At 28.5% G+C, this 20050-nt stretch carries 21 protein-coding genes and 1 pseudogene; 5 read left to right on the top strand and 17 right to left on the bottom strand.

Annotated features, from left to right (window positions below):
- Positions 1-194: 194 nt before the first annotated feature.
- Positions 195-1025: an IS1/IS1595 family N-terminal zinc-binding domain-containing protein gene (locus tag BM384_RS02080; protein ID WP_090010398.1), complete on the bottom strand. Its 831-nt coding sequence runs from the start codon at positions 1023-1025 to the stop codon at positions 195-197.
- Positions 1026-1180: 155 nt separating this feature from the next.
- Positions 1181-3202, bottom strand: a complete 2022-nt coding sequence (locus tag BM384_RS02075) for a penicillin-binding transpeptidase domain-containing protein (protein WP_090010395.1) — start codon at positions 3200-3202, stop codon at positions 1181-1183.
- A 137-nt stretch (positions 3203-3339) separates the two neighbouring features.
- Here BM384_RS02075 and BM384_RS02070 point away from each other — a divergent pair, with 137 nt between their 5' ends.
- Positions 3340-4128 carry an alpha/beta hydrolase gene (locus tag BM384_RS02070; RefSeq protein WP_090010391.1) on the top strand — a complete coding sequence of 263 codons (789 nt, stop codon included), beginning with the start codon at positions 3340-3342 and terminating at the stop codon, positions 4126-4128.
- Positions 4129-4364: 236 nt separating this feature from the next.
- On the opposite strand, the gene BM384_RS02065 is transcribed toward BM384_RS02070, so the two are convergent.
- From BM384_RS02065 to BM384_RS02055, 3 genes are read right to left on the bottom strand one after another with little or no spacing between them, the layout of a single operon-like run.
- A complete protein-coding gene (locus BM384_RS02065) occupies positions 4365-4823 on the bottom strand; it encodes a glyoxalase/bleomycin resistance/dioxygenase family protein (RefSeq protein ID WP_090010388.1) in 459 nt (152 codons plus the stop codon).
- Between the two features lie 16 nt (positions 4824-4839).
- A complete protein-coding gene (locus BM384_RS02060; protein WP_242945932.1) occupies positions 4840-5697 on the bottom strand; it encodes an MFS transporter in 858 nt (285 codons plus the stop codon).
- 7 nt (positions 5698-5704) lie between these two features.
- Positions 5705-6016 (bottom strand): hypothetical protein, encoded by a 312-nt coding sequence (locus tag BM384_RS02055; protein WP_090010381.1) that lies wholly within the window; start codon positions 6014-6016, stop codon positions 5705-5707.
- A gap of 234 nt (positions 6017-6250) precedes the next feature.
- Between BM384_RS02055 and BM384_RS02050 the strand changes: the two genes are divergently transcribed.
- Together BM384_RS02050 and BM384_RS02045 are read left to right on the top strand one after the other, a co-directional pair.
- Positions 6251-6667, top strand: a complete 417-nt coding sequence (locus BM384_RS02050; RefSeq protein WP_090010378.1) for a ribonuclease Z — start codon at positions 6251-6253, stop codon at positions 6665-6667.
- The gene (locus BM384_RS02045) at positions 6660-7712 is read left to right on the top strand and encodes a DNA/RNA non-specific endonuclease (protein ID WP_242945931.1); all 1053 of its coding nucleotides are present in this window, start codon (positions 6660-6662) and stop codon (positions 7710-7712) included. The genes BM384_RS02050 and BM384_RS02045 overlap by 8 nt, the downstream gene beginning before the upstream one ends.
- Positions 7713-7779: 67 nt before the next feature.
- Here BM384_RS02045 and BM384_RS02040 read toward each other — a convergent pair whose 3' ends face one another.
- The 5 genes from BM384_RS02040 to BM384_RS02020 form a co-directional block, all read right to left on the bottom strand.
- The gene (locus tag BM384_RS02040) at positions 7780-8649 is read right to left on the bottom strand and encodes a ComEC/Rec2 family competence protein (RefSeq protein ID WP_090010375.1); all 870 of its coding nucleotides are present in this window, start codon (positions 8647-8649) and stop codon (positions 7780-7782) included.
- Positions 8650-8804: 155 nt separating this feature from the next.
- On the bottom strand, positions 8805-9749 hold the full coding sequence (locus tag BM384_RS02035; protein WP_090010372.1) for a flavodoxin domain-containing protein: 945 nt from the start codon (positions 9747-9749) through the stop codon (positions 8805-8807).
- Between the two features lie 144 nt (positions 9750-9893).
- Positions 9894-10892, bottom strand: coding sequence for an ornithine carbamoyltransferase (gene argF / locus BM384_RS02030; RefSeq protein ID WP_090010369.1), 999 nt, complete (start codon positions 10890-10892; stop codon positions 9894-9896).
- A 129-nt stretch (positions 10893-11021) separates the two neighbouring features.
- On the bottom strand, positions 11022-11438 hold the full coding sequence (locus BM384_RS02025) for a hypothetical protein (RefSeq protein WP_207650688.1): 417 nt from the start codon (positions 11436-11438) through the stop codon (positions 11022-11024).
- Between the two features lie 129 nt (positions 11439-11567).
- Positions 11568-12461 (bottom strand): DMT family transporter, encoded by an 894-nt coding sequence (locus BM384_RS02020; RefSeq protein WP_090010363.1) that lies wholly within the window; start codon positions 12459-12461, stop codon positions 11568-11570.
- A gap of 110 nt (positions 12462-12571) precedes the next feature.
- Between BM384_RS02020 and BM384_RS02015 the strand changes: the two genes are divergently transcribed.
- Positions 12572-13525 carry a DMT family transporter gene (locus tag BM384_RS02015; RefSeq protein ID WP_090010360.1) on the top strand — a complete coding sequence of 318 codons (954 nt, stop codon included), beginning with the start codon at positions 12572-12574 and terminating at the stop codon, positions 13523-13525.
- A gap of 54 nt (positions 13526-13579) precedes the next feature.
- Here the strand turns inward: BM384_RS02015 and BM384_RS02010 are convergent, their stop codons facing one another.
- A complete protein-coding gene (locus BM384_RS02010; RefSeq protein WP_090010358.1) occupies positions 13580-14086 on the bottom strand; it encodes a GNAT family N-acetyltransferase in 507 nt (168 codons plus the stop codon).
- A 315-nt stretch (positions 14087-14401) separates the two neighbouring features.
- On the opposite strand from BM384_RS02010, the gene BM384_RS02005 reads away from it, so the two are divergent.
- The gene (locus tag BM384_RS02005) at positions 14402-15955 is read left to right on the top strand and encodes a cellulase family glycosylhydrolase (RefSeq protein WP_090010355.1); all 1554 of its coding nucleotides are present in this window, start codon (positions 14402-14404) and stop codon (positions 15953-15955) included.
- Positions 15956-16018: 63 nt separating this feature from the next.
- On the opposite strand, the gene BM384_RS02000 is transcribed toward BM384_RS02005, so the two are convergent.
- From BM384_RS02000 to BM384_RS01975, 6 genes and pseudogenes are all read right to left on the bottom strand, one after another.
- On the bottom strand, positions 16019-16915 hold the full coding sequence (locus BM384_RS02000) for a MurR/RpiR family transcriptional regulator (RefSeq protein ID WP_090010346.1): 897 nt from the start codon (positions 16913-16915) through the stop codon (positions 16019-16021).
- Between the two features lie 110 nt (positions 16916-17025).
- Positions 17026-17568 carry a tRNA 5-(aminomethyl)-2-thiouridylate-methyltransferase MnmM gene (locus tag BM384_RS01995; protein WP_090010342.1) on the bottom strand — a complete coding sequence of 181 codons (543 nt, stop codon included), beginning with the start codon at positions 17566-17568 and terminating at the stop codon, positions 17026-17028.
- Between the two features lie 21 nt (positions 17569-17589).
- Positions 17590-18300 (bottom strand): pseudouridine synthase, encoded by a 711-nt coding sequence (locus tag BM384_RS01990; RefSeq protein ID WP_090010340.1) that lies wholly within the window; start codon positions 18298-18300, stop codon positions 17590-17592.
- Positions 18301-18446: 146 nt separating this feature from the next.
- Positions 18447-18686 carry a hypothetical protein gene (locus BM384_RS01985; protein WP_090010337.1) on the bottom strand — a complete coding sequence of 80 codons (240 nt, stop codon included), beginning with the start codon at positions 18684-18686 and terminating at the stop codon, positions 18447-18449.
- A 78-nt stretch (positions 18687-18764) separates the two neighbouring features.
- The gene (locus BM384_RS01980; RefSeq protein ID WP_207650687.1) at positions 18765-19373 is read right to left on the bottom strand and encodes a hypothetical protein; all 609 of its coding nucleotides are present in this window, start codon (positions 19371-19373) and stop codon (positions 18765-18767) included.
- Between the two features lie 507 nt (positions 19374-19880).
- A pseudogene (locus BM384_RS01975) lies at positions 19881-20050 on the bottom strand (IS5/IS1182 family transposase); the annotation flags it as partial.

Here is a 20050-nt window from a genome sequence, read left to right as displayed (position 1 = left end):
TCTTCTCTTATCATTAATAATATAATACCCTAAAAACCTAGTTAAAGCAAAGATTTTAATAAAAATGCTATCTTTTTTGGAAATTCATTGTAAAAGAAAATAATGTTTAATAGATATTGCTCTTTCAGACATGGTGGTCTTTCATAAATAAATGTTGTTGCAGTTTACCTACTGATTAAAATAGAACTATCATACTAACTTTCTATTAATTCATACAAAAGATCTATATCATTAAATATTTTTTCTCTGCAAAACATTACAAACCAAGATAAATAATGAGATAGATACTTAGTTGCAACACCATTAAATCTATTAAACCAATTTTTATAGATTATCCTAAAGTTTTTTATAATTTCATTATCAGCTGGTATATTCTTATATGAAGCTGCTGTATATTTTTTAGCTGCTAAATAAATATACCTATCCACATAAGGTATAATATTAGAGTTTGCACTAATTCTAGGAACAACCTTTAGCTCAAATTCCTTAAAGCTCCACACTCTCTTGCATAGTGGAATTAAAAGCATAGTATCCATATCCCCACACCCTGATACCACTAGTACTTTTTCTCTTTTATTTGTATATATTTTTTTCTTTCCTTTAAAGTTCTCTTTTACAGAAATTTTAGTCATATGTATGTTTCCTTTTAGCATAACTTGACTTTGTATTTTTTGTAAAGATTCTAAAACTTTATGCCTCCATGCAAAAGCTGTATTAATGTTTATATTTAAAATCTTTGAACATTCCCTCAATACTTTTTTCTCTAAAATAAGTTCACAAAATTTAAACCAATCAGATGGTTTCTTTTTAGAATAGCTCCAAATAGAATTAGTTGCTAAAGAAAAAGTTTTTTTACATTCTTTACACTTAAAACGCTGAATTCCATTGAATTTACCATACTTTATGTATATCTTTGATTTACAGTTAGGACATTCATCCATCTTTCTTTTATCATAGATATTATTCTTTAATAGTACATTTACATGGTCTTTTAATTTAGTATAATCAGTATCTACTTTAATCATTTTTATTCACCTCATATACCATTATTGCCACAAATATTATTTTCAAACCTTACCAACATTTCTCTATTAAAGACCCTCTATAGAAAGATTTTTAATTTGCTATAACAAAAAATGATACCTCTAAATTACTTAGAGATATCATTTTTCCTTAAATACTATTTTCCATAATAAGAAGCCATTGATTGTCTAACCATAGGTACTAAATAGTGGCTTCCTCCCTTGTCCTTCACATCTTCTGCCATTGAAACAATTAGAAGATTATTATCATTTTGATTTGTAGTTGTAGCCACAAACCATCCTGTTTCTGTTCCTGTAGCATCATCTTGAGATGCTTTTATTTCTGCTGTTCCTGTTTTAGCTGCAATAGTAAGTCCAGGGATTCCAGCATTATGAGCTGTTCCATTTGGATTTTCTACAACTTGAACCATTCCATTAACAACTGAATTTATTGTGTCCTTTGAAGCCACATTTTCTTTAAATGCTTCGCCCTTTGCATTAGCTTTATATTCTAAAGTTGGTTTTATCATTGTTCCATTATTATTAAACATTGTGTACATTGTAGCTAAGTGAACTGGATTAACAAGAACTTCTGCTTGACCATATCCACTATCTGCAAGTTTAACATCACTATCCATTTTTCCATAGCTTGAAGGTGTAAGACCAAAGCTAAATGGTAATTCCTCATTAAATCCAAAGCTATTAAGCTTAGAAGTAAAGTTGTCTTTTCCTATATCAAGAGCTGCCATAGCAAAGTAAATATTATCTGAATAAATTAAAGCATTATCTAAGTTTGCATTAGCATATTCATGAACTCTTGTAACATTATAGCTTCCCCAGCTTGAATCTTTTTGCCAAGACAATCCACTTATATTTTTATCAGCATCTTTATCTAAAGTTTTAGTTTCAAGTCCAATTACTGCTGTTATAGGCTTGAATGTTGAACCTGGTGCAAAGGACGCCTTAAATCTATTATATAATGGTTTGTTTGCATCATTATTAAGACTGTCCCACTTTTCATTTGACATACCTAAAATGAAGTCATTAGGATCATAAGATGGTGTACTTACTAAGGCTAAAACTTCTCCAGTATTAGGGTTCATAGCAACTGCAGCTCCCTTGTCATTTGAAAGCTGAGTATAAAGACTATTTTGAAGATTAGTATCTATAGTAAGCTTAACATCTTGTCCATTTTGTAATTCCTTAGAAACTAATATACTTTTCTTTTTACCATTAGCTTCAGTAATATATATTTCAGCCCCATCAACAGCTTTTAACTTTTCTTCATAAAGTTTTTCAAGACCAGACTTACCAATTACAGAATTAGAATTATAGCCTTGTCCTTTTAAATTTTCTAAATCTTCTGCTGTAACAGCTTGAACATATCCTGTTAAGTGGGCTGTAGTTTGTCCTAGTGGATAAACTCTTGCACTTTTATCATTAATTTGAACTCCTTTAATTTGTAAAAGCTTTGACTTAGTTTCTGCATCATTATCAGATATAGTCTTTAATGGTACAAAAGTTGTATCAGTTACGTAAGATGCATTTAACTTTGAATTTATGTCTTCTACTGAAATTCCAAGAATTGAAGATAAAGAACTAATAGCTGCATCTTTATTCTCAAGTTTTCCTGGTACTATTCCTACATTTGCTGTTATTCCATCGCTAGCTATAATGTTTCCATTCCTATCTAGGATACTTCCTCTTTTTGCTTTACTAGTATTTATTCTAACTTTATTATCATCATCTAAATCTGGAAAAATAACATTTGAAGACCAATTAACGTTATATTCCTTATTATCTCCTTTAACTACTTCAACTGAGTTTGAAAAGCTTAATTCCCCTGCTGCTGTATTCATTTCAGTATCGTAGTTTATAGTAACATTACCTTTATCCTTTTTATTGTCACCTATTGTAACTTTAATGTTTTCAGCATCTATTCCTTCATAAATATTTTTGTTTCTTTTAACAAAATCATCTTCTGAAATTTTACTTTTACTTTCTTCTGAAAGAAGCTTATACATTTCTGAGTATTCCTTATTATTAAGTAATTCAAAATAATTAGAAACTACCATTTCAGCCTTAGTAGAACTTTTTGATACAAAATAAATTGATCCAGCAGCTGCAGCAGCTACTACAACTATACCTGCAAAGATAGCAATTTTTAAATTTTTATTCATATTTTACTTCTCCCCTTCTTCTTTTATTGTGCTTAATTATGTTATACTTTAAGTAAATATGATATCATTCTCAATAATACCATGTTTTATAAATAATTGTAAACTTAGAACTTTTATGCAAGAAAGGATTTGATTTTATGATAGAAATTTATTCTAACTATCCAGGTTTTGATAAATCTAAAGAAAGCCAGATACCAAGTATTACTTCCTATTTAATTGAGGATAATAAAATTCATCCAGCAATTATTGTACTTCCAGGAGGCGGATATGAATTTTTAGCAGATCATGAAGGTGAACCTATTGCCAAGTGGTTAAATACTTTAGGAATTAATGCCTTTGTTTTAAAATATCGTATTGCTCCAGAATACAAACATCCAAGTCCACTTCATGATGCACAAAGAGCCATAAGATATGTAAGATACAATGCTAAAGAATTTAATATTAATGCTGAAAAGATTGGAATATTAGGTTTTTCAGCTGGTGGACACTTAGCTGCTTCTGCTTCTGTTTTTTTTGATAATGGAATGGTGGGGCCACTTGATGAAATAGATAAAGTAAGCTGCAGACCTGATATGAGTATATTATGTTACCCAGTAATTAATCTTCAAGAATATGCTCATTTAGGTTCAAGAAATAATCTTATTGGAGAAGATGCTCCTGAATATTTAGCAGCTGAGCTTTCTTGTGAAAAGCAGGTAAAGAAGGATACTCCTCCAGCATTTATTTGGACAACTGCTGAAGACACTACAGTTCCTCCTGAAAATTCTATGCTTTATGCAAAAGCCTTAAAGGATAGAGGTATTCCTTTTGAACTTCATGTGTTCCCAAAAGGACATCATGGTCTTGGTTTAACTGACGAAGTTCCTTATGTTAAGAGATGGGCAAATTTATGTGCTGATTGGTTTAAAGAAATGAAATTTATATAAATAGAATAAAGTGGCTAACACCACGCTTTTTAGCGCTGAAAGCCACTTTGTAAGCCATGCAAAAGGTAAGTGACAGTCCAAATTTTATATTTGGTAACTGGAACTTACTCAGCAAACGAAGGTAAGTCAAGTTTCATAATAAAACAATTAACTTATTTTTCTTTTGTCACACTCTAGTTCTTAAAAAGTAATTATTCTAAGATCTAAATTTTAAATAGGATTGTTCAACTATATTATTATTTATACATTTCAACAAATTCAATTGGATGCTGAATAATTTTTGATGTTTCCTCTACTGAATAGCCCTCTCTAAGATACCGTTTTGCTATAACTGCCATAGACTCCCCTATCTCTATAATATGATGGTCTGGATCATAAATACGAACAACTCTTTGCTGCCATTCATGTTTCTTAGGTTGATGTACATATTCTATATCTTTATAATCCTTAATCTTTTGTATAAATTCATCAAAATCATCTACCTCAAAATACAATTCCATATTATTAGATTTTTCTATAACAGAATTAGCAGGCAGATTTACAAGCCATGCAAAATCCTCTTGTATTGCAAATCCACCACTAAATGTTATATTTCGTCCTAAGTCAAGAACGACTTCTTGATCAAAAAGTTCCTTATAGAACTTTTTAGAAACATTAATATCTTTTACTGCTAATAATGCTAATTTAAAGTTCACATGAATACCTACCTTACTAATTTATCATATCCAAAATATTTATATCTTTTCTTTTTATAAAAACTATTATCATACAACTTGCAAAAGATAATACTCCTGCTATAATCATACCTATATTAATTGTATAACTATTAATTATCTTCCCAACTATTATATTAGTAATTACTGATGCAAATGAAGAAACTGCATTCATTAATGATAATAATGAAACATATTGGCTATTATCAATAATACTTGAGGACCAAGTAAAGAAAATAGGAAGAATACTTCCAAAACCTAAGCCATATATAAATAATCCAACTACATATAAATATATATTTTCACTAAAATACATTAATATATAGCTTATACTCATAATTAAGAATAATACTGTTATATATTTATAGACATCCATATTGATATATTTTTTGCCATATATAAAACCTGCTATTGCTGTTCCAATTAAATAGAAAGCATATAAAAATGGCAGATTACCTTCAATTCCTTCTAATTTAATAGCTTTATTTTGACATACAAGAATAAAAATAGAATAAGATGAAAAAGCTGATGCTAGTACTATACTTAAGAAAATATATATAGGTTCATGTATAAAGGTTTTAAATGCTTTTATGGTATAAGAATTATTTTCTTCTATACTTCCAACATTATCTTCGAAACATATCAAACTTATAAATCCCATTATCAAAAATATAAATCCAGCTGCTAAATAAAAATATATTAAATCTATCTCTAGTAGGATTCCAACCAATAAACTAAAAATTATTGCTGTAATTGAAGAAAAACTTTTACTAAGAGAAAAGACTTTTCCCAAAGTATCTTGTCTTTTTGATTTCTTTTCAACCTGGGTGATCCATGCTTCTAAGGAACCACTTATAAATGCATCACCTAATCCTCCTGAAACTGCTGCTATATATATAAATTTTATCTACAAATAATGCATAAAATATATACTGAATAGCAGTTAATAAAAGTCCAAAAGCATATATCTTTTTTCTAGCACACTTATCTGCAAGATTTCCTGATAAGTATTCAAATATTAATGTAGTTCCCAGTAATATAGAATATACTATTGATATTTCAAATAAGTTTAAACTTTTTGTTATTAAAAAGCTCGTACAAACTCCTAAATTTATAGTTCCTATACATCCCTTTATCACATTCATGATTATATAAAATCTAGATTCCCTGCTCATATTAATTTTCCCCCCATTCCCATTATATTTTTCATTCCATATAATAACATATTTTTACAAAAAAAATCAATGTACTTCTGACTTTCTAAACTTCACCAACATTTCTCTATTAAAGACCACTATACAAAAATTCTTCTTTTATATTTAAAAATTTAAAAATATATTTTAGATCTGATATTACTAGTCATGTTATAATTTAAAAAGCCGATAATAATAAAAGAAAGGAGATTAGTTATGATAGTTATAGTATGTCTAGACAATAATAATGGTATGATGTTCAATAATCGCAGACAAAGTCAGGACAGAATTTTAAGAGAACATATTCTAAACTTAACAAAAGGCTCTAAATTATATATGAATTCTTATTCTTATAAACAATTTTCTAATGATGCTGCATCACAAAATATCATTGTTGATGAAAACTTTTTATTTAAAGCATCAAAAGAAGATTATTGTTTTGTAGAAAATATGCCTTTAGCAGAGCATATTGAAAGTATAGAAAAAATTATAGTATACAAATGGAATAGAGATTATCCATCAGACTTTACTTTAGATATTACAATTGATAATGAATGGAAACTTACACAAACTGAAGAATTCAAAGGTTCTTCCCACGATAAAATAACTGAGGAGATTTATACCAATGATTAAATCAAAATTTTTAAAAAAGCTGCTTATACCAGCAATATGTATAATGACTTTAGTAGGTTGTAGCTCTCAGCCTTCTAATACTACTGCAAGTAATTCAACTCAAGTTGAGTCTTCTCCAAGCTCTAATACAAGTGAAAATAAAGACTCAGCTTCTTCAAATACAGGTTCTACTAATGCAAGTAACAAAAGTGACTCTAGCCAAACTGTTGCTTTAAAAGATATACCTGCTTTTTCAGATAAAGCTTATGTAGCAATAAATAACAATGTTCCATACTTTACTGATAGCGATTATACTACAGTTTCCTTTGAAAGATATAGTGATTTAGATAGATTAGGAAGATGTGGCGTAGCTTATGCTAATATAGGAAAGGACTTAATGCCAACAGAAGAAAGAGAAAGTATTTCATCTGTAAAACCATCAGGATGGCAGTCTGTTAAATATGATAATGTAGATGGTAAATATCTTTATAATAGATGTCACCTTATTGGCTACCAGCTTACTGCTGAAAATGCTAATGCTAAAAACTTAATAACTGGAACTCGTTATTTAAATGTAACTGGAATGTTACCTTTTGAAAATATGGTGGCTGATTACGTAAAAGAAACTGGTAACCATGTACTATATAGAGTTACTCCTATATATGATGGTAATAACTTAGTAGCTTCTGGTGTTTTAATGGAAGCTAAATCTGTTGAAGATAAAGGTGAAGGAATTTGCTTTAATGTATATGCTTATAATAATCAGCCTGGTATAACTATAAACTATGCTGATGGAACAAGCCACTTAACAGCAAATGGACAAGCAGGAAGTTCAGCAAGTAGTAATTCAAGCAATAGTTCAAGTAGTACTTCCAATAAAAATTCAAATCAAACTGCTACTTCAACATCTGCTTCTTACGTGTTAAATACAAATTCACATAAGTTCCACCTTCCAGCTTGTTCTAGCGCTCCAAAGAAAGATTCAGCTGATAGAAAAGATGTTAATGAATCTAGAGAGCAGATAATTGCTGAGGGTTATGACCCTTGTAAAAAGTGTAATCCATAATTGTACATATATATTAAGAGGATATTATAGTGCCTATATCACTACAATATCCTCTTCTTTTTTATATCTACTTAGATGTAACTTCTATCTCTCCAGACTTAGTTATTGTAACCAATAAACCAACATCATAATCATCAGTTATATAAAGATTTGTTTCTTCAAATAACTTTCTAACCCTTTTTGAAGCTGTTCCAGAATCCTCTTCTCTATCAGTTGTAATAACTGCAATAGAAGGATCTACAGCCTCAGCAAATTCCTTTGAAGTTGCATCTTTATTACCATGATTTCCAACCTTAAGAATATCAGCTTTTACATCCACTCCTGAATCCATTAAACTTACTTCTTCAGCAAACTGCATATCTCCAGTTAAAAGTACAGTTTTACCATTTACATTAATTCTTAAAACTAATGAGTTATCATTGTCATCATCTGAGTTATAAGTTATAGGCCCTAAAACTTCAAAATAAACATCATCAGTAATATTAATTTTATCTCCAGCTTTAAGTTTTTCATGTTTTAAATTAAGCTCATTATCAACTAAAGAGTCTATGGCATTTGTTCCCTCCTCTTTATTCATTGATATTTCTGCTGAATAAACTATTGGAATATTATATTCCTTTGAAAGCTTTTTAAGTCCTCCAATATGATCCTTATGGGTATGAGTTAAGAAAACTCCATCAAGACTTTCTACATTATTAGCTTCTAAAGCCTTCTTAATAGCATCTACAGAATCCTTTGTACCAGTATCTATTAAATAGGACTTTCCTTCATACATAACTAAAATAGAATCTGATTTACCTGAATTAATAAAGCATATTGAAAAATCTCCATTTGAAGTTTCACTAATGATTTTAGAATTTAATTGACTATTTGTACATCCTGTCAGAGCAAAACTTAATATAAAAAATGCTGCTATGTACCTAAACATCCTCTTCATCTTTACAATCTCCTAATGTATATTTTTATTTACGCCAAATTAAGTTATATGGTATATATTTTTTTTCTGTTTCTAAATTTCTAATCTAATAAAAGTTTATTTACTTAATTTAACGTTATTTTTTTAAATTATACATCATCATGCTTAAACAAAACTTAAAACTCATAAACCTGCTTTGCATCATAATCCATATTCTTAAAATCTGAATTTAAAAATTCTACCTTAGATACTTTAAGTTTAACTAAATTCATATTAACAGGAGATTTTTCTAAGAATTTTGGATTAATGCCTTTAGCATCCATTACCATTTTATATTCGTTGCTTTCTCTATCTATAATTTCTGTGTCTCCTTCTGCTTGTAATCCCTTTAAATTATTAAAGCCAGAGTATTCTTCAAATATAGATACCGCTGCTATTTTATTTTCTATAAGTCCTCTAAACTTTAAGCCACCTTCAGTTATAAAATAAAAATTATCATTAATATATAAATATTCAATAGGAGTACATCTCATAAAATCATTAGACCCAGAAGCTAAAGCACAAGTATTATGTTTATTTATAAAAGCTATAATCTCTTCTTTTAATTTGTCTCTATTTAAAACCTTATCACCTTTATTAATAACTAAGGCCATTTCATATCCTTCATCTGCTGCTTCCTTTTCCTTAAATACACCAAGAGCAATAAGATTCATATTCTGCTTACTTAAGAATTCCTCAAGAATATTTTTATCTTCAAGAGTAAGCTTTTCAACTCTTATTTCACCATGAACAAATCTTTTGTAATCTACCTTTCTTCCTAAAACCTCTTCAATGCTTTTTAAATAACCATAACTTCCATATTCTGATATTCCAACACCAGTATAAGCTATCTTCTTATTTAAAAGAGCCTCTCTATTTTCTGAAATATATTTTTTAATGAACATGGCAGTATCATTTCCATGAAAGCCTACAACAAAAATAACATTGTCATATACACTAATATCTTGATTAATCTTCTTTACATCACAGGCCTTTCCACCTCCACATATAAGTGCAAAAATTCCTGCTATTTTCTTAGCTGTGCCATAATGACTTTCATATATAAATAAGCTTTTTTTCATTTTTCTACAGCCCTTTCTGTAAAATATTGTATATTTATCATTAGTATTTTATTACAAAAATTATTACAAAAAAATAAAACTGTCATAAAATCATAAGAAATTTCTCATAATTTAATGACAGTTCTTAATTTAAGTACTTAAACTTTAAGCTCCAATAGTGGCCATTATTATAGCCTTTATTGAATGCATTCTATTTTCTGCTTCATCAAATACAACAGATTGCTTTCCTTCAAAGACCTCGTTTGTAACTTCTACTCCATCTTCTAAACCATATTTCTTGATAACTTCTTTTCCTACATCAGTTTCATCATCATGATATGATGGAAGACAGTGCATAAATATTGCATCTTCCTTTGCATTTTTCATAACACTTTCATTCACTTGATATGGTTTTAGAATTTTAATTCTTTCATCCCATACTTCAGCTGGCTCGCCCATAGAAACCCATATATCTGTATAAATTACATCAGCATTTTTAGTACCTTCCTTAACATCCTCTGTTAAAGTGATACTTCCACCTGTTTCCTTTGCAATTTTTTTACATTCATTAACTAGTTCTTCACTTGGGAAAAGCTCCTTAGGTGCACATGCTGTAAAATTCATTCCCATTTTTGCTGAAGCTACCATTAATGAATTACCCATGTTATATCTTGCATCACCCATATAAACTAAATTAATTCCTTTTAAATAACCCTTCTTTTCTTCAATAGTTAAAAGATCTGCAATCATTTGAGTTGGATGGAATTCATCAGTTAATCCATTCCATACAGGCACCTTTGAATATTTAGCTAAAGCTTCAACTGTTTCTTGTTTAAAACCTCTATATTCAATACCATCAAACATTTTTCCAAGAACTCTTGCTGTATCTTTGATACTTTCCTTTTTACCCATTTGAGAACTTTTTGAATCTAAGAAAGTTACTCCAAGACCAAGATCATGTCCTGCAACTTCAAAGGAACATCTTGTTCTAGTTGAAGTTTTTTCAAATAGTAATACTATGTTTTTTCCCTTTAATTTATCATGTGCAATGCCACATCTTTTTAAAGTTTTTAATTCCTTTGATAAATCTATTAAATATTTAATTTCTTCACTGCTAAAGTCTAATAATTTCAAAAAACTTTTGCCCCTTAAGTTTAACGCCATAATAATGCCCCCTTATTATATTTTAGTTACGATACATTTATAATTATACACTATTTTCAATGATTTTTCCAGCAAAAATAACAAAAAATGCATATTTATGCAAATATACTTAATGTAATAGTATATTAATCATCTTATTCCAAATACAGGGACAGCAATATCTCTACTATAAACTTCCCATGAAGCATCAATACCTAATACTAAAGCAATTAAACTGAAGATATTATTTATGTTGATTAATATATTAGGCTCTAGTGAATACTGCCACTCTCCCTGCTGTTTTAAGTTACTTAAATAGTTATATCTCTGAATAGCTACATAGAAAAACATAACTCTTGCTATTGCATATATATACAAAGACTTCAAAACTAGAACATCTATATCTGAATCTTTTATTGAATTACCAGTATTATAATACCTACTTAATATTATATCTTTACCTTCTAAGGCAACTTCATAGGATAAAAGATCTGCAAACAGTACAAGCTGCACTGCTGCTTCTTGAATATCTAAAAGATAATAAAGAAACTTATCATTTTCGCTCATATTGATATTATTATCCATTTTTAATCCTTAATTTAGTATTATATATTAGTATAGCCTGTATTATTAATAAAAGTGATAAAAATTTATATTTTTCAAACCTTACCAACATTTATCTATTAAAGACTATCATTACTTATTTAAAAAGAATTTTAATGGTGCTTGTGCCAGTATAATAGCCAAAAACATAATAGCCGCTCCCATTATTTCTTTAAAACTAAGAGTTTGTCCAAGTATCATCCATCCTCCAAGAACTGCAAAAACTGATTCTAAACTCATTAAAAGAGAAGCTGAAGCTGCATCTGTATACTTTTGACCAATAATTTGAAAAGTATATGCTACGCCAAAGGATATAATGCCAGCATAAAGTAATGGAATATAAGCTGCTAAAATTCCACTTACACTTGGTTTTTCAAAAATAAACATTGGAATAGCTGAAATTATTCCTGATACAAGAAACTGTATACATGAAAGCTTAACTCCATTTACTAAAGGAGTATAGTGGTCTACTAACATTATCTGAATTGAAAAGAAAAATGCACATATTAAAGAAAGTATATCTCCTTTATTTATTGCCATTTCTCCATTTATACTAAGAAGATATAAACCTATCAAAGCTATAAAAGCACATAACCATATTTTCTTTTGTACTTTCTTTTTAATAAAGACACCAAGTAATGGAACTATAATTATATATAAAGCAGTTATAAAGCCTGACTTTCCTACAGATGTATATAATAATCCTAACTGTTGAAAAATATTTGCAATACATACAACTACTCCACAAAGAATACCTCCAATTATCAGTTCCTTTTTATTTCCTTTAACCTTACTATCATCTATAAGGTTAAATTTATTAAGTATAAATATACATGGAATTAAAAATATACCTCCTATAATTCCTCTAACGCATAAAAAAGTATAAGGCCCTATATAATTCATGCCTACACTTTGAGCAACGAAACCATTTCCCCATATTAATGCTGTAATAATTAGCATAATATTACCTTTAATCTTGCTGTTCATCTACTTTCTTTCCTCTCTTCCTACAGTAATATGTATAAGTTGACTAATAATTATCCACATTATATACTAAACATTGTAATTTTACAATTAAAAGCTAAAGGAGGAATATTATGAAAGAAGACTATACATATATCTTCTTAACTACTATTATTTTTAGTACCATGGAAATAGCTTTAAAGTTAGTTACAGGAAGTTTTAATCCTATTGAAGTTACCTTTATAAGATTCTTTGTTGGTGGTCTATTCTTAATGCCTTTTGCCTTAAAAGCTCTTATAAAAAAGAATCTTTCTATTGATAAAGAAGATTACATATTCTTTGCCCTTCTAGGTTTTTTAGGAACAACTATAAGTATGGGCTTATATCAATTATCAGTTCTTTATACTAAAGCCTCTGTTGTAGCAGTTTTATTTAGCTGCAATCCAGTCTTTGTAACAATTTCTTCATACTTCCTATTAAAAGAAGCAATTTATACAAACAATATTATAGCTTTAATTCTAGAAATTTTAGGAAGTGTTATAATAATTAATCCTTTAAGTACAAAGTTAGATCCTTTAGGAATAACACTAACTATAGCTTCAACTCTAACCTTTGCTTTATATGGAGTATGTGGAAAAAAGAAATGTGCTAAATATGGAGGAATTGTTGTAACATGCTTTAACTTTATTTTTGGAAGCTTAGAAATGCTTATGCTGATCTTACTAACACATATAGAAAGCATTTCAGAATTCTTCTTAAACCACAATCTTCAAATCTTTTCAAAAATACCATTATCATCAGGGTTTACCATGTCTACACTTCCAGTAATGATTTATATATGTATAATAAATACTGGTATAGGTTATGCATGCTATTTTAAGGCTCTAGAAAAAACTTCAGCAACTAAGACATCTTTAGTATTTTTCTTCAAACCAATTTTAGCTCCAATACTAGCTTTAATAATCTTAAAAGAATCTTTATCTTTTAATATGCTTATAGGTATATTATTAATATTGTGTGGTTCAATGACATCAATACTTCCATCACTTAAAAATAATAAAAATATTAAGCTTAAAAAGGCAGCATAAAATAAAAGGGTATGTAATTTTGAACAAAATAGACTGTTCAAAACTACATGCCCTTTAAAATATATAGCTTTCTAGCTTAAGCACCTTTCCAAAATCTGATACAATATCAAAGCTCATCTTTTTTCCATTAAGCTTTTTTATTAACTGTAAACTTGGTATATTTAAAATATCAGCTGCAAAAATAAGTCCTTCTATCTTATAATTTTCTTTTAAAAAATCTTTTATAAGAAGTAAAGCTTCATAAGCATATCCCTTTTTTCTTTCATCTTCACATATCCAAATTCCAACTTCCGGACATTCATCCTTCAAATTATAAAGCTCTATACTTCCAACAAACTTATCTTCTTCATTCCACAAGCTAAGCATAGTATTATCACCCTTTATACTTAAATTTATAAATTCCTGCAAAAAACTTTCAGCTTCTTTTATAGACTTAAAAGAATTTGCAAGCTGGTATTTTACTACCTCTTCAGTAAAGTTTTCATAATATAAAGCTGCCTCTTCAATTTTTGTAGAAGTTATTCTAAGCCTTTTTCCTTTTATTTCAATTGTATTATTCATAAAAAACCTTCTTAAATATTCTTAATGTATTCTTTAACTGATATAACCTTTTAATCTGAAATTCTTCATAGCAATACAAATCAACTATACTGTTCATTATAGAATAAATATAAAAATTATAAAAGAAAAATTTATGTTATTTTACATGCTGGTAATGCTAAAACTGGTAGTATTCTAATTTTTATTAATAACAATGACTAACTTTATGTATTAATAGCACACTTTCACGAATTATTATTGAATTTATTTCTTTAAGATATTATATTGAATTTATGTAAATAATTACATCAAAGAAATAAGGGAGATGATTAAACTATGAAAAGATCTTTATTAAAAACTTGTTCTATCATTGCTGGAGCAACAATTATTTTCTCATCACTTTCAATTTCAAGAAATCCTCTTGAAGTACAAGCTGCTTCTATGAGATCTGCAAGTGAAATTGTGCAGGAAATGGGAGTTGGGTGGAATCTTGGAAATACTTTAGATGCTAAGATTACTAACCTGTCTTATAATACTTCACCAATATCCTTTGAAACAGGCTGGGGAAATCCTGTTACTACAAAGGCTATGATTGATAAAATCAAAAATGCTGGATTTAAAACCATAAGAATACCAACTACTTGGGGAGAACACTTAGATGGTAATAACAAACTTAATGAAGAATGGGTAAAGAGAGTTAAAGAAGTTGTTGATTATTGTATAGCAGATGATCTTTATGTTATCTTAAATACTCATCATGAAGGAAACTGGGTTATTCCAACTTACGCTAAAGAATCTTCAGTAACTCCAAAACTAAAAACTCTTTGGACTCAAATATCTGAAGCTTTCAAAGATTATGATGATCATTTAATATTTGAAACTCTTAACGAACCAAGACTTGAAGGAACTCCTTATGAATGGACAGGTGGTACAAGTGAATCTCGTGATGTTGTAAATAAATATAACGCAGCTGCTTTAGAATCTATAAGAAAAACTGGTGGTAATAACTTATCTAGAGCTGTTATGATGCCAACTTATGCAGCTTCTGGTTCATCTACTACAATGAATGATTTTAAAGTTCCAGATGATAAAAATGTAATTGCATCTGTTCATGCATATTCTCCTTACTTCTTTGCTATGGACACAAGCAGCAATTCAGTTAACACATGGGGAAGTTCTTATGACAAATATTCTTTAGATGTAGAATTAGATTCTTACTTAAATACTTTTAAATCTAAAGGAGTTCCTGTTGTTATTGGTGAATTTGGTTCTATAAATAAAAATAATACTTCTTCAAGAGCAGAGCTTGCTGAATATTATGTTACAGCTGCTCAAAAGAGAGGTATTCCTTGTGTATGGTGGGATAACAACTATGCTGAAACTAATAAGGGTGAAACTTTTGGATTACTAAATAGAAGTACTTTAAACTGGTACTTTAGTGATATTAAAGATGCTTTAATTAGAGGATATAAAAATGTACATCCTGAAGCTACTGAAGATGATAAACCAAGCACAGATGTAACCAACCCTGATTCAGGCAATACTAAACCAGACAGTGGTAATACTAATCCTGGTACAGAAACTACTACTCCAACAGATAATGAAAAGATTTCAATAACTTCAAAAATTAATGATTGGGGCGGTGCTTACCAAGCTGATTTCACTTTAAAAAATAACACTTCAAGTGACATTAACAATTGGTCTTTTAAGATAAAGAAAAATGATATTGTGTTTACTAATTACTGGGATGTTAAGATAACTGAAGAAAATGGATATTATGTTGTTACACCTCAAGCTTGGAAAACAACTATCCTCGCAAATTCTTCTATAGTTATTTCTATTCAAGGCACTGGAAAAGTAATTAGTAATTTTGAGTATAAATTTGACTAGATAACCTAAATAAAATTTAAGCCTAAACAATATAACTTCTATCTTGTTTAGGCTTAAATTATACTACTCGTCCATCATATTACGGTTATTATATGAGTACACATTATAATCTCTCCAAATAAGTTCAAGATTTGTAAATGTATCTGAAATACTTTCCTTTTCTCTCATTCCTACTGCTATTATAAGTGCATTTATTACTGATAAAGGTGCTACTAATGAATCAACAAATGAAGCCATATTACTTTGAGCTATTAACGTATAATCTGCATGTGAAGCAAGTGGAGATAATAAACTATCTGTAAGTGCTAAAACCTTAGCTCCTCTTCTCTTAGAAAAATCTAAGGCATCTATAGTTTTTGTTGCATATCTTGGGAAACCAATCCCTATAACTAAATCTCCTTCTCCCACATTAATCATTTGTTCAAAAATGTCTGAAATTCCGTAGCTTACTATTCTTACATTTTGAAGAATTATATTCAAATAAAATCCTAAGAATTCAGCAAGAGCTGTAGAACTTCTAAGGCCTATTATATATATTTTCTTTGCTTCAAAAATTGAATTTAAAACTTGTTCAAAGGTATAAGGGTTTATCTTTTCAAGAGTTGCTCTTATATTTTCCATATCTGCCTTTAATACTCCCTTTAAAGTATCTCCATCAGAAATAAGGTCCTTTGAAAGCTCTAATCTTTGAACAGTTGTTAGCTTATTTTTTATTAGCTCTTGAAGAGCTTTTTGTAATTTAGGATAACCTAAAAATCCTAATTCATTTGCAAATCTTACTACTGTAGATTCAGATACACCTACAGAATCTCCAAGCTTTGCTGCAGTCATAAAAGCTGCCTTATCATAATTTTTTAATATGTACTCCGCAATAAGTTTCTGTCCCTTACTAAGTTTTGGAAACTTAACTTGGATTATTCTCATTAAATCTTTACTTTGATCATTTTTATCCTTTTCCATTAACCATTCACCCTATCATATATATCAAATTACTATTTAAAATTGCAATTTAATTTTATCATTTTATTCACGTCTATTCAATATTAATTGAAATTTGTTAATAAATCATCTTACTTTTTTTCTACTACCACAAGGGCAGGAGGGTTATTTTTTCTATTAATAAATCTATGTTCCATAACTCCAAATTTATTTTTTGGAAGTTCTCTTAAAAATTCCATTATGCAACTTTCTTCTTTCTTTCCTTCATCATGACCAGTATAAATACATATTGTCATTATACCTCCTGATGCTAAAAGTTCTAATCCATCCTTAATACTTTTTAAAGAACTTTTATGCATAGTTGTAATTGTCTTATCTCCTCCTGGTAAGAAGCCAAGATTATACATTATACAGTCTACTTCTTCCTTTATATATTCTTCAAAATTACTGTGAGAATCATTTATAACAGTTACATTTTGAATATTCTTTTCTATATAATTATCACAGGCCTGCTTTTGAATATCAAAGGCATAAACTTTTTCAAAATTATCTGCTAAAAAATCTGTATCATGGCCATTTCCTAAAGTTCCATCAATAGCTGTAACTTTTCTTTCTAAAAAATTTTTTATTATAGAATGACTTATAACACTAACATCTGAAACATACTTAAACATATTTATATCCTCCTAAAGCTTCTATAAAGTTTTTATATAATCAAGTTCAGCTTTAGTTAAATCTCTGTATTCTCCTCTTTTTAAATAGCCAAGTTTTATTTCTCCTATCTGCACTCTCTTAAGAGCTAAAACTTCATGACCTACTGCTGAACACATTCTTCTAATTTGTCTGTTTTTCCCTTCATGAATACCTATTTCAACTGTAGATTTATCATCTTCATATTTTAATACTTTTATTTTGGCAGGTGCTGTAACATATCCCCCAATATCTATTCCCTTTTGGAATTTATTAAGGTCTGCACTTGAGAATTCTCCCTTTGCAACAACAATGTACTTCTTCATAATCTTTTCTCTAGGATGAATTATCTTATTATATACTTCTCCATCATTTGTTAAAATAATAAGACCTGAACTATCATAATCCAGTCTTCCTATTGGGTAAATTCTTTCATCTACATTAATTAAATCTACAACTGTTTCTCTACCCTTTTCGTCCTTTGCTGAAGTTATTATTCCTTCAGGCTTGTTAAGCATTATGTAAACATGTCTTTTTTCTGGTTCTATTATTTTTCCGTTATATTCAACTACATCTTTTCCAGGTGTAACTTTAGTTCCAAGCTCTTCTATTACTAATCCATTAACTTTAACCTTTTTATCTAAAATTAATTCTTCGCATTTTCTTCTTGAGGCAACTCCGCAGGATGCCATATATTTCTGTAATCTTTCTTCCATAAAATTATCACTCCATTATATTACTCATTAGAATTATATCCTTAAGACAAATAAATATCAAATAAAAGAAAATAAAATGCGGATTAATATTAATCCGCATTCTAAAGAACTAAAGCTAACTAATAAATTGTCAATTAGCTAATTTTTTAACAGAACCAGCCACCGCCGAATCCACCAAATCCGAATCCACCAAATCCGAATAATAATAGAATCCATATAATTGGAAACCATGAATTATAACCAAATCCACCATATCCACCGAATCCGCCAAAACCATTATTGTATCCGTATCCATATCCATTATTGCATCCACATCCTGAATTGCATCTTCTTGTGCAGCAGTTATTAGTACAACAACAGCATTGATTTCTATTTCTCTTTGACATAGTAACTCAACCCCTATTCATTAGATTAATATATACTATTCAAATAGAGTAAGTTTTGTTAATAAAATTATGTCAATTTTAAATATATTTCTTTAATCTTTTGTTTGCAAACTTAACAAGTGCACCTATTAAGATAAAATTTGATAGTAATACAATATAAGAAATTGCGTTAGATGTACCCTTAGTAATATTTAAATAATTTCCTTCAAATAATATTTTTATTAAAATATTAGCAAAAAATAAAACCAATACAGATATAAAAGAAAACTCTACTATTACTTGTGCTTTTTCAATAATGAATAATTTATTACTGTTATTTATCTTTGCAGATTTATTTAAAAACCAAGCTAAGATAAACATACTAAGTATAAGTATAAATATAAAAGGAATAGTTTGTAATTCTGTATATTTATAATATTCAGGCTTAATTTCACCTACAAAGTATCCATAAATGCAATAAATAATTTCATATATTTTCCTAATAATTGTACTCTGAGAAATATCTAAGCCAGATAAATTTATGCATACACTATTTGCAAGATTTATACCTATAAAAAATAAAAAAGGTTCTGTTATTATAATAATAATTTCTAATACTACACTAGAAAATAAGGTATCCATTAATATAATATAAGAAATAAATGCTGTCCCTGATATAAAAAGTCTTGAAATATCTTTTATAAACATTTTATAATAGTTTGAAATGTACATTATTATATCTTTATTTCTGTAGCTAACACAAATAAAAATATATGCATAGGTTAAACAAATAAAAATGTTTATAATAAATAAGAATAATATTTGATTTCTTTTAATTTCTTCTCTAGAAAAAGGGCCACTATATAAGAAAAACATAGAGCTTTTTTTATCTAATCCTGTAATAGCAAAGTATACTGAAAATAGTATTAACCATGATAAAAAATATATTACAAATTCCTGCCTCATTATTTCGTTTCCAGTAAAATTAGAAATATTCTGAGATACAAAATTTATATTATTAATCATAATGTTAAAAGATAAAATAAAAAAAATACCTAAACCAATAAAAAAGGCCATTTTCCAGTATGAGGGCACTGAAAAACTTTAAGTTTTTCTAGTGCGCTATTCCAAAATCAAAAAGGAGTTAATTAAACTAATAAATTTTAGTTACATTAACTCCCTTTTTGTTTAGTTTTTTGTGCTTTATTAGGATTTCTATCCTAATAACTTCAATATTCTTTTAACATTTACCGTGAATATTGCTAACGCACCTTGCATTTTCATGGCAATTAGACCTGAAGATGATGCTATATCATATCCATGTCTATGCTTTAATTCACTATTTTTTGCTTCTATTTTATAACGTTCCTTTGATTTTTCTTTAA

It is taken from the genome of Clostridium sp. DSM 8431 (genome assembly GCF_900116755.1).
Lineage (GTDB): Bacteria > Bacillota > Clostridia > Clostridiales > Clostridiaceae > Clostridium.
The sequence above is the reverse complement of the archived record's forward strand: the minus strand, read 5'-3'. Positions and strand labels throughout refer to the sequence as shown.